This is a genomic window from Micromonospora sp. AMSO31t (assembly GCF_008868175.1).
In the GTDB taxonomy this organism is placed as follows: Bacteria; Actinomycetota; Actinomycetes; order Mycobacteriales; family Micromonosporaceae; genus Micromonospora.
Map to the genome: position 1 here is coordinate 1 of NZ_WBKT01000200.1, position 10,247 is coordinate 10,247.

The 10,247-nt window shown below is 73.3% G+C and carries 9 protein-coding genes; 4 read left to right on the forward strand and 5 right to left on the reverse strand.

All coding sequences use genetic code 11. The features are described from left to right. Window positions 1-81: 81 nt before the first annotated feature. The 5 genes from F8274_RS27860 to F8274_RS27880 all read right to left on the reverse strand — a co-directional run bounded on the left by F8274_RS27860 (window position 82) and on the right by F8274_RS27880 (window position 8,351). On the reverse strand, window positions 82-4,590 hold the full coding sequence (locus F8274_RS27860) for a HAMP domain-containing protein (RefSeq protein WP_225854009.1): 4,509 nt from the start codon (window positions 4,588-4,590) through the stop codon (window positions 82-84). A 216-nt stretch (window positions 4,591-4,806) separates the two neighbouring features. Next, window positions 4,807-5,619, reverse strand: a complete 813-nt coding sequence (locus F8274_RS27865) for a SigB/SigF/SigG family RNA polymerase sigma factor (protein ID WP_151465337.1) — start codon at window positions 5,617-5,619, stop codon at window positions 4,807-4,809. A 154-nt stretch (window positions 5,620-5,773) separates the two neighbouring features. Further along, the gene (locus F8274_RS27870; RefSeq protein ID WP_151465338.1) at window positions 5,774-6,334 is read right to left on the reverse strand and encodes a GerMN domain-containing protein; all 561 of its coding nucleotides are present in this window, start codon (window positions 6,332-6,334) and stop codon (window positions 5,774-5,776) included. Further along, window positions 6,331-7,680, reverse strand: coding sequence for a cell wall metabolism sensor histidine kinase WalK (locus F8274_RS27875; RefSeq protein ID WP_151465339.1), 1,350 nt, complete (start codon window positions 7,678-7,680; stop codon window positions 6,331-6,333). The genes F8274_RS27870 and F8274_RS27875 overlap by 4 nt, the downstream gene beginning before the upstream one ends. Then, window positions 7,677-8,351, reverse strand: a complete 675-nt coding sequence (locus F8274_RS27880) for a response regulator transcription factor (RefSeq protein ID WP_151465340.1) — start codon at window positions 8,349-8,351, stop codon at window positions 7,677-7,679. The genes F8274_RS27875 and F8274_RS27880 overlap by 4 nt, the downstream gene beginning before the upstream one ends. A gap of 154 nt (window positions 8,352-8,505) precedes the next feature. Between F8274_RS27880 and F8274_RS27885 the strand changes: the two genes are divergently transcribed. The 4 genes from F8274_RS27885 to F8274_RS27900 all read left to right on the forward strand — a co-directional run. Further along, window positions 8,506-8,820, forward strand: a complete 315-nt coding sequence (locus tag F8274_RS27885; protein WP_151465341.1) for a hypothetical protein — start codon at window positions 8,506-8,508, stop codon at window positions 8,818-8,820. Further along, complete coding sequence (locus F8274_RS27890) at window positions 8,817-9,410, forward strand: STAS domain-containing protein (protein WP_151465342.1); 594 nt, start codon at window positions 8,817-8,819, stop codon at window positions 9,408-9,410. Before F8274_RS27885 ends, F8274_RS27890 begins: the two co-directional genes overlap by 4 nt. Continuing rightward, window positions 9,410-9,694 carry a BON domain-containing protein gene (locus F8274_RS27895; protein ID WP_151465343.1) on the forward strand — a complete coding sequence of 95 codons (285 nt, stop codon included), beginning with the start codon at window positions 9,410-9,412 and terminating at the stop codon, window positions 9,692-9,694. Before F8274_RS27890 ends, F8274_RS27895 begins: the two co-directional genes overlap by 1 nt. 131 nt (window positions 9,695-9,825) lie before the next feature. Then, window positions 9,826-10,247 (forward strand): cellulose-binding domain-containing protein (locus F8274_RS27900; RefSeq protein WP_192580022.1); only part of this gene is annotated, 422 nt, incomplete at its 3' end.

The following is a 10,247-nucleotide window of genomic DNA, read 5'->3' on the forward strand; positions in this document are numbered from 1 at the left end:
CCTCCCCCACCCCCCACGCCGTGGTGAGTTGATGTGGTCGGGAGCGGCCCGGCGAGCACCATGCCCGCCGGGCCGTTCCCGTCAGCTCGTCAGCCAGCGGTGGATGCAGGTGAGGAGGTCCTCGGCGTCGACCGGCTTGGTGACGTAGTCGCTGGCGCCGGAGGAGATGCTCTTCTCCCGGTCCCCGCGCATCGCCTTCGCGGTCACCGCGATGATCGGCAGGTCCGCGTAGCGGGGCATGGCGCGGATCGCGGCGGTGGCCGCGTACCCGTCCATCTCGGGCATCATGACGTCCATCAGCACCAGGTCGATGTCGTCGTGCCGCATCAGCGTCTCCACGGCCTGGCGGCCGTTCTCCGCGTAGACCACGTCCATGCCGTGCAGTTCGAGGATGTTGGTCAGCGCGAAGACGTTGCGGGCGTCGTCGTCGACGACGAGCACCTTGCGGCCGGACAGCTCCCGCGCCACCGGGTCACCGACCGCGCCAAGGTCTGCGGCGGGCGCCGTGAACGTCGGCACCCGCTCCGGGGCGTCGGCCGTCAGGTGCAGCACGATCCGCTCCCGCAGCTCGTCGAGGCTGCCGAGGATCTCCAGCGGGCGGTCCGCGGCCATGCCCTGGAGCAGGGTGTCCTGCCCGGCCGCGAGCGGCTGCCCGTGGTACGCGAGCACCGGCAGGCCGCGCAGGCCGGGGTGCTCGTGCAGCGCCTTGAGCAGCGCGGTGCCGTGCTCGTCGGCCGGGTCGAGCTGCACCACGAGCAGGTGGTGGCGGTGCCGGGCGAGTGTGCCGACCGCCCCCTCGACGTCCACGGCGGTCGACACCTCGACCGGGCCGCCGGTCTCGGCGGCCACCCCGCGGGCCAGCAGGGTGAGCAGTCCCTTCTCGTGCGGTTCGAGCACCAGCACCCGCCGCTGCTGCTGCTCCACCCAGCGCTGGGCCTCCGCCTCGATGGAAGTCGCCGTCGCCGCGGCCGGGAGGGCGGCGCCGCTGTCGGGCAGCGGCGCGGTGGCCGTGGCGGGCAGGTAGAGGGTGAAGGTGCTGCCCTGGCCGAGGACGCTGTCCGCGGTGATCTGCCCGCCGAGCAGCCGGGCGATCTCCCGGCTGATGGACAGGCCCAGGCCGGTGCCGCCGTACCGCCGGCTGGTGGTGCCGTCGGCCTGCTGGAACGCGTCGAAGATGGCGGTCAGGTGCTGCTCGGCGATGCCGATGCCGGTGTCGACGACGCGGAACGCGATGACCGTCTCCGCCGGCGGCATCCCGGCCGGCAGCTCGTCCGGGCGGGCCCGCTCGATGCGCAGTTGCACCCGGCCCTTCTCGGTGAACTTGACCGCGTTGGAGACCAGGTTGCGCAGCACCTGCCGGAGCCGCTGCTCGTCGGTGTGCAGGCGGGCCGGCACGTCCGGGCCGGTGACGAGGTCCAGCTCCAGCCCGCGCGGCGTGGTGAGCGGGCGGAAGGTGGCGTCGACGTAGTCGCGCAGCGTGGACAGCTCGAACGTCTCCGGGTTGATGTCCATCTTGCCGGCCTCGACCTTGGACAGGTCGAGGATGTCGTTGATGAGCTGGAGCAGGTCGGCGCCGGCCGAGTGGATGACGGTGGCGTACTCGACCTGCTTCGGGGTGAGGTTGCGGTTGGGGTTCTGGGCCAGCAGCTGGGCCAGGATGAGCAGCGAGTTCAGCGGCGTACGCAGCTCGTGGCTCATGTTGGCGAGGAACTCGGACTTGTACTTCGAGGCGAGCGCGAGCTGCTGGGCCCGGGTCTCCAGCTCCTGGCGGGCCTGCTCGATCTCGGAGTTCTTCGTCTCGATGTCGTGGTTCTGCCGGGCCAGCAGGGCGGCCTTCTCCTCCAGCTCGGCGTTGGAGCTCTGGAGTTCCTCGGAGCGGGCCTGCAGCTCCTCCGAGCGGGCCTGGAGCTCGGCCGCCAGCCGCTGCGACTCGGTCAGCAGCACGTCGGTGCGGGCGTTGGCGACGATGGTGTTGACGTTGACGCCGATGGTCTCGGTGAGCTGGTCGAGGAAGTCGCGCTGGACCTCGGTGAACCGGCCCATGCCGGCCAGCTCGATGACGCCGAGGACCTGGTCCTCGAAGAGGATCGGCAGCACCACCAGGTGCAGCGGCACGGCCGCGCCGAGGCTGGACGAGACGGTGACGTAGTCGGCCGGCACGGCGTCCACCACGATGGCCCGCTTGCTCAGCGCTGCCTGCCCGACCAGGGAGTCGCCGAGGGCGTACCGGCGACGGGTGGCGTCGTGGCCGTAGCCGCCGACCACCCGCAGGCCGCGGCCGTCGGCGGCCTCGTCGACCAGCAGGAACGTGCCGAGCTGCGCGGAGACCAGCGGGGCCAGCTCGTTCATCACCAGCCCGGCCACCACCTCCAGGTCCCGGTGGCCCTGCATGAGGCCGGAGATGCGGGCCAGGTTGGTCTTGAGCCAGTCCTGTTCCTGGTTGGTCCGGGTGGTCTCGCGCAGCGACTCCACCATCGAGTTGATGTTGTCCTTCAGCTCGGCGACCTCACCGGAGGCGTCGACCGTGATCGAGCGGGTCAGGTCGCCGGTGGCGACCGCGCTTGTCACCTCGGCGATGGCGCGCACCTGCCGGGTCAGGTTCCCGGCCAGTTCGTTGACGTTCTCGGTCAGCCGCTTCCAGGTGCCGGAGACGCCCTCGACCTCGGCCTGGCCGCCGAGGCGGCCCTCGCTGCCGACCTCGCGGGCCACCCGGGTGACCTCGGCCGCGAAGCTGGAGAGCTGGTCGACCATGGTGTTGATGGTGGTCTTGAGTTCCAGGATCTCGCCGCGGGCGTCGACGTCGATCTTCTTGGTGAGGTCGCCCTGCGCCACCGCGGTGGTCACCTGGGCGATGTTGCGCACCTGGCCGGTGAGGTTGTTCGCCATCGAGTTGACGTTGTCGGTCAGGTCCTTCCAGGTGCCGGCCACATTCGGCACCCGGGCCTGGCCGCCCAGCTGCCCCTCGGTGCCGACCTCGCGGGCCACGCGGGTCACCTCGTCGGCGAACGCGCTGAGCGTGCCGACCATCGTGTTGATGGTCTGGGCGAGCACGGCAACCTCGCCCTTGGCCTCGACGGTGATCTGCCGGCTCAGGTCGCCCTGGGCAACCGCGGTGGCGACCAGCGCGATGGAGCGCACCTGGTTGGTCAGGTTGTTCGCCATCTCGTTGACGTTGTCGGTCAGGTCCTTCCAGGTGCCGGCCACGTTGGAGACGCGGGCCTGACCGCCGAGCCGGCCCTCGGTGCCGACCTCGCGGGCCACCCGGGTCACCTCGTCGGCGAACGCGGACAGCTGGTCGACCATCGTGTTGATGGTCTCCTTCAGGGCGAGGATCTCGCCGCGGGCGTCGACCCGGATCTTCTGCGTCAGGTCGCCCTTGGCGACCGCGGTGGTGACCTCGGCGATGCTGCGGACCTGGGCGGTGAGGTTGTCCGCCATGACGTTCACGGACTCGGTGAGGTCCTTCCAGGTGCCGGAGACGCCCTTGACGTCGGCCTGGCCGCCGAGGCGGCCCTCGGTGCCGACCTCGCGGGCCACCCGGGTCACCTCGTCGGCGAACGAGGAGAGCTGGTCCACCATCGTGTTGATGGTGTTCTTCAGCTCCAGGATCTCGCCGTGCGCCGTGACAGTGATCTTCTGCGAGAGGTCGCCCCGGGCCACCGCCGTGGCGACCTGGGCGATGCTGCGCACCTGGTCGGTGAGGTTGACGGCCATCGAGTTCACCGAGTCGGTCAGGTCCCGCCAGGTGCCGGCGACGCCGCTGACCTGGGCCTGCCCGCCGAGCCGGCCGTCGGTGCCGACCTCCCGGGCCACCCGGGTCACCTCGTCGGCGAACGAGGAGAGCTGGTCCACCATCGTGTTGATGGTGCTCTTGAGCTCCAGGATCTCGCCCCGGGCGTCGACGGTGATCTTCTGGGACAGGTCGCCGCGGGCCACGGCCGTGGTCACCTGGGCGATGTTGCGCACCTGGCTGGTGAGGTTGCCGGCCATGAAGTTCACCGAGTCGGTCAGGTCGCGCCAGGTGCCGGCGACGCCGGGCACCTCGGCCTGGCCGCCGAGGCGGCCCTCGCTGCCGACCTCCCGGGCCACCCGGGTCACCTCGTCGGCGAACGAGGAGAGCTGGTCCACCATCGTGTTGATGGTGACCTTCAGCTCCAAGATCTCGCCGCGCACGTCGACGGTGATCTTCTGCGACAGGTCACCCCGGGCCACCGCCGTGGCCACCTCGGCGATGTCGCGCACCTGGTCGGTCAGGTTGCCGGCCATCGCGTTGACCGAATCGGTCAGGTCCTTCCAGGTGCCGGAGACGCCCGGCACGTCGGCCTGGCCGCCGAGCTGCCCCTCGGTGCCGACCTCCCGGGCCACCCGGGTGACCTCGGAGGTGAACAGGGAGAGCTGGTCGACCATGCCGTTGAAGACGGTGGCGATCTCGCCGAGCAGCCCGTCGGCGTCCTCCGGCAGCCGGGTGCCGAAGTCGCCGTCCCGGACCGCGGTGAGACCGGCCAGCAGCTGGCGCAGGCCCGGGTCGGCCACCGGGGCGCCGGCCGCCGGGGTCGTGTCGCGTCGCCGCGGGATCGTCTGGTCGACCACCACTACCGCCTCTGGGACAGCCGGGTGTCCCCCGGCAACGATTGCAACCGCGCAAGTATGCACAGGCCCGCCCCGGCCCGCTGGACGGGCGAGGCGGGTGGCGAGGAAAAGGCACCGCCACCGAGGGGAGTCGGTGGCGGTGCGTGGGCCCGGAGCGAGGCGGCAGCGCTCGCGTGAGCCGGGTGGACGGCCGGGCGGCGGGCCGCCCGGAACGGATCAGGCCTCGGTGAGCTGGCCGCGCAGCTTGGTCAGCGCGCGGGCGAGCAGCCGGGACACGTGCATCTGGGACACGCCGACCCGGGCGGCGATCTCGCTCTGGGTCAGGTTGCCGTAGAAGCGCAGGGTGAGGATCTTCTGCTCGCGCTCGTCGAGGGTGGCGAGCGCCGGGCCGAGGGACGCGCGCAGCTCGGCCAGCTCGTACTCGTTGTCCTCGGTGCCGAGGGTGTCGCCCAGCTCGGTGGCGCTGTCGCCGTCACCGATCGGCGTGGAGAGCGAGACGGCGTTGTAGGCGCGGGCGCCCTCCAGGCCCTCGAGCACCTCTTCCTCGGTGACGTCGAGGTGGCTGGCGATGTCGGCGACCGTCGGGGCCCGGTTGAGGGTCTGGGTCAGCGTGCTGTTCGCCTCGGAGATGCGCAGCCGCAGCTCCTGGAGGCGGCGCGGGACCCGGATGTTCCAGGTGCGGTCGCGGAAGTGCCGCTTGATCTCACCCAGGATGGTCGGGATGGCGAAGCCGGCGAAGTCCACGCCCCGGGAGGCGTCGAACCGGTCCACCGCCTTGATCAGGCCGAGGGCCGCCGTCTGGGCCAGGTCGCCGGCCGGCTCGCCGCGGCCGCTGTAGCGGGAGGCGAGGTGGTTGGCCAGCGGCAGCCACGCCTCGATGACCTGGTTGCGCAGGGCCGGCCGCGCCGGGTGGCCCTCGGGCAGCTCGGCCAGGGCGGCGATCAGCTCGCTGGCCCGGGTCTCCTCGCCGGTCACCGCCGTGCGGTGCACCTCGCCGGTCGTCGTCGGCGCGATGGTCGTCGTGGTCATGCTGCCCTTCCTGTCCTGAGGAGAACGGGTGCCTCCTGAGCACCGGTCGTGCCAGTCACCCTAGACCAAAGGCTGTCACCTAATCAACCGAACGGACGATGGAGATTTCGCTCAGGATCGGACAAATGCGCGGTGGCGCGCGCCACTTCGGTCGTCAGCGGCGCAGCAGCGGCCGGTAGTCGGCTGCGGTGAGCGGCAGCGAGGACACGTTGCCGTCGGCCCGGGGCACCTCCAGCGGCTGCCCGTCCCGGCGGAAGGCGACGCTGTCCACGTCGGGGCGCTGGGTCAGCGTGCAGACGACCTGCCCGAAGGCGAGGACCTCGTCGTTGCGGCCGGTCTCCTCGCCGGCCTGCCGCACGTCGACGGTCGCCACGCTGCCGTCCAGGGTCGCCCCGGCCACCACGACCGTGCCCGGCAGGGCGGTGGCCAGCCCGCGCTCCCGCTCTCCGCTGTCCGGCCCGGCCAGCAGGTGCTGCAGGTGGGTGTCCACACCCGGCAGGCCGTCGGCCCGGCGGGTGACCGCCGCCAGCCCGTCCCCCTGGACGAAGCAGAGCGGCTCGTCCACCCGCCCGTCCGGCTCGGCCGTCGCCGTGCCCGCCGGAGTCGGGAAACCACCGGCCGGCGGCCGCACCGGGCGGGGCTCGTCGTCGACCGGCACCCCGCAGCCACCGAGCAGCGCCGCGGCGAGCAGCACCGGAAGCAGCCGCCGGCTCATCCGCCCGCCCCCGGCAGCTCGACCCGGAACCGGGCGCCCAGCTCCCGGTCCACCACGGTCGCGTGCCCGCCGTGCGCGGCGGCGTGCTGGGCCACCAGGGCGAGACCCAGGCCCGTGCCGTCGGTGCCGGCCCGCGCGTGCGCGGCCCGGCCACGGACGAAGCGGTCGAAGATGACCTCCCGGTCGGCCTCCGGCACGCCCGGCCCGTCGTCGTCGACCTCCAGGACGCCGATCCCGTCACGCATGCCGAGGCGTACGGCGACCGGGCCGCCGCCGTAGCGCACGGCGTTGTCGAGCAGGTTCAGCAGGATCTGCTCGACCCTGCGCCGGTCGACCCGCCACTGCGCCGGAGTGCCGGCCGCCACCTCGACGAGGCTCTCCGGGAGCGCCCGCTCGCGGCAGGCGGCGCGGGCCAGCACGGCCACGTCGACCGTGTCGCGGTGCGCGGGCTGCTCGGTGCGGGCCAACTGGATGAGGTCGTCCACCAGGCGCTGGAACCGGGCCACCTCGTCGGCGACCAGTCCCGCCGCGGTCGCGGTACGCGCGTCCTGGTGCTCCCGGCGGCGGGTCAGCACGCTCGCGGCGGCGGCCAGGGTCTGCAACGGGGAACGCAGCTCGTGGCTGACGTCGGCGGCGAACCGGCGGTCCCGCTCGATCCGCCGCACCAACTGGTCGACCATGTGGTTGAACGAGGTGGAGAGCCGGGTGAGGTCCGGGTCGGTGGTGGGGTCGAGCCGGGTGGCGAAGTCGCCCGCGGCGATCCGCTCGGCGGCGTCGGCGACCGCGGTGAGCGGCCGGACGCTGTGCCGGGTCGCGTACCAGCCGAGGGCCGCGCCGGCCCCGGCCACCATGATGGCCACCGCGGTGAGCGCCAGCCCCACCACCTGGAAGGTGCCCTCGACCTCGCGCAACGAGGTCAGCTCGTAGTAGCCCAGCTCACCGGCGAGCGGGACGCCGACCAGCAGCGTCGGCTGCCCGTCGAGGCGGACCCGCTGCACGGCCGGCTGGCCGGCGGCCACCAGGCGTTGCAGCTCCACCGGGACGGAACCGGCCCCGACGTCGGCGGTGCGGGCGTACCAGCCGTCGCGCAGGTGCAGCAGTGGGCGGCGGCTGCTGCCGGTGTCCAGGGAGCGCAGCACCGCCACCACGTCCGGGGTCCCCGTGTCCAGGCCGGAGCGGACCACCGCGGCGTCGTAGTAGGCGGCCCGGACGGCCGCGCGCTCCCGCTCGTCGAGCAGCGAGCGGCGGGTCAGGTCGTACGAGAAGAGGGCCATCACGGCGGCGAGCAGCAACGCGCCGACGGCGAACGCGGCGGTGACCCGGGCGCGCAGTCCGAGGCGGGTCATCGCTGGAGCTTGTAGCCGAGGCCGCGGAGGGTGACCAGGTGCCGGGGGTTGGCCGGGTCCGGCTCGATCTTCTGCCGCAGCCGGCCCACGTGCACGTCGACCAGCCGCTCGTCGCCGCTCTCGTAGCCCCAGACCCGGCGCAGCAGCTGTTGCCGGGACAGCACCCGGCCGGCGTGCTCGGCCAGCTCGCAGAGCAGCCGGAACTCGGTGCGGGTCACCGCGACCTGCCGGCCCGCGCGGCGGACCTCGCCGGCCTCGGCGCTGATCTCCAGGTCGCCGAAGACCTGGGCGGGGACGGCGTCCGCCACGACCCGGCCGCGCCGGCGCAGGGCCCGCAGCCGGGCGGACAGCTCCTTGATCGCCACGGGCTTCACGACGTAGTCGTCGGCCCCGGCCTCCAGTGCGGCGACGATGTCGTGCGTGTCGTCGCGGGCGCTGACCACCACGATCGGCACGTCGTCGTCGCGGCGCAGCCGGCGGATGCACTCGAACCCGTCGAGGCCGGGCAGCATCAGGTCGACCAGCACGTTGTCGGCCGGGTCCTCGCGCTGCCGGCGCAGCCCCTCCTCCGCGGTCGCCGCCCCGGTGGCGGAATAGCCCTCCTCCTCCAGAGCGAGCAGCAGCGCCAGCCGGATGCGGTCGTCGTCCTCGATCACCAGTACGGCCGTCATATCCGCATCATGACCGCCCACCCGCGAGGCGCCCAACCGCGTCAGCCGTTCCCGGGTTTTGTCATGGAACTGTCACACAACCGCGCGGCGCCCTCCACGGTCGCTGCGCAGGGTGGGAGCCGGACCGGACAGCCGGGTCGGCGAGGGAGGAACCGTGAACGGCAGCACGCTGGTCGGGGCGCTCGTCGTCGGGCTCGCCGTCGGCGCGGTGGGTCGCCTGGTCGTGCCGGGGCGCACGGTCGCGCCGGTCTGGCTGACCCTCGCACTCGGGGTGGCCGCCGCGCTGCTCGGCGCGATCGTCGTGGGCCTGGTGGACACCGGCCCCGGCGGCCGGGCGGTGTGGCCGCTGGTCGTGCAGTCCGGGTTCGCCGCCGTCGCGGTCGTCCTCGCGGTGCTGGCCGCCGGGCGTCCGGCGCCCGGGAAGGAACCGCCGCCCCGACCGGGCGCGCCGCGGAAGGAGGGATCGTGACGGTCGTACCCGCGGAGCACCTGATGCTGCTCATCTGCGACGGCTGCGGTGACAGCGTCACCGGCACCGGCTGCATCCTGCCCGACGCCGAGGTGGTCTGGACGCTGGTGTTCGAGAACGGCTGGGCCGGCTCCCCCTTCGCCTCCGGGCCGCACCACTGCCCCCGGTGCGGCGCCCGGGCGACCATCGACGACGACGGCCTGGGCGTCGACGACCTGGACGAGGTCGGTGGGGCCCCGGCCGTCCCCGAGGCCGACTCCGCCGAACGGGTACGCCGGGCGCTCGCGGAGGCCGCCACGGTGGGCGAGCGGGTGCTGGTCGACCTCACCGAGGTCGAGGTGATCGACCCGGCCGGGCTCGGATTGCTGGTCCGGGCCCACCAGGAGACCCGGCGGGACGGGCGGCGGCTGTGCCTCGTGGCGCCGTCCCGTTTCGTCCGCACTGTGCTGCACACCATGCGGCTGGACGGCGTCTTCGCGGTCTTCGACAGCCGGGCCCGGGCGTTGGGCGGGTCGGTCGGGGCGTCGCCGCGCCGGCCGGAGGCGCCGGTGGAGAGCCTCGAACGAGCCGAAGGAGCCCGCAGCTCGTGATGTCGTGGCCGTACCCCGACTTCCCGTCCGCCGGTGACGGGCCCGCGCCCGACGGCGCGGACGTGCGGCTCGCCGCCCTGGTGACGCAGCGGTTGAGCATCGACTGGACCACCCGGCGGCAGCAGATCACGGTCACGGCGCAGAACCGGGTGGTGATCCTGGCCGGGGTGGTGGCCGACCCGGAGACCCGCCGAGTGGCCGGCGAGCTGGCCTGGGACGTGTCCGGGGTGTTCGACGTCTGCAACGCGCTGCGGCTGCGCTCCGGGTGGCGCCGCGGCCGCTGACCGGTTGCACGGATCGGCGTCCGCCTCTACCCTCGGCGTGGGAGCGCTCCCGAGGCTGCCGCGTCGGACTTTCCGGGCGAGTTCACGACGGGCACCGTCCAACCACCACCCACCAGATGGGACGATCCCGCATGTTCTCGATCCCCCGCCCGTCTCGGCGGCACCTCCTCGTGGGCGGCGCCGTCGGAGCGCTGGCCCTGGCCGCGACCGCCGTCCTGCCCTCCACGAACGCCCTGGCGGCGACCGGCTGCGCCGTCACCTACACCACCAACTCCTGGCCGGGCGGCTTCACCGCCAACGTCACCGTGAAGAACCTCGGCGACCCGGTCAACGGCTGGACCCTGGGCTTCACCTTCCCCGACGCCGGGCAGCGGGTCACCCAGGGGTGGTCGGCGACCTGGCAGCAGAGCGGCAGCGCGGTCACCGCGCGGAGCATGAGCTACAACGGCTCCCTCGCCACCGGCGCGAGCACCACGGTCGGCTTCAACGGCTCCTGGACCGGCGCCAACCCGGCACCGACCGCGTTCACCCTCAACGGCACCGCCTGCACCGG

Coding starts and splice junctions, on each gene's coding strand:
- F8274_RS27865 (WP_151465337.1), bottom strand. CDS start 5,619: ATGACCACGACGACCATCGCGCCGACGACGACCGGCGAGGTGCACCGC.
- F8274_RS27870 (WP_151465338.1), bottom strand. CDS start 6,334: ATGAGCCGGCGGCTGCTTCCGGTGCTGCTCGCCGCGGCGCTGCTCGGT.
- F8274_RS27875 (WP_151465339.1), bottom strand. CDS start 7,680: ATGACCCGCCTCGGACTGCGCGCCCGGGTCACCGCCGCGTTCGCCGTC.
- F8274_RS27880 (WP_151465340.1), bottom strand. CDS start 8,351: ATGACGGCCGTACTGGTGATCGAGGACGACGACCGCATCCGGCTGGCG.
- F8274_RS27895 (WP_151465343.1), top strand. CDS start 9,410: ATGTCGTGGCCGTACCCCGACTTCCCGTCCGCCGGTGACGGGCCCGCG.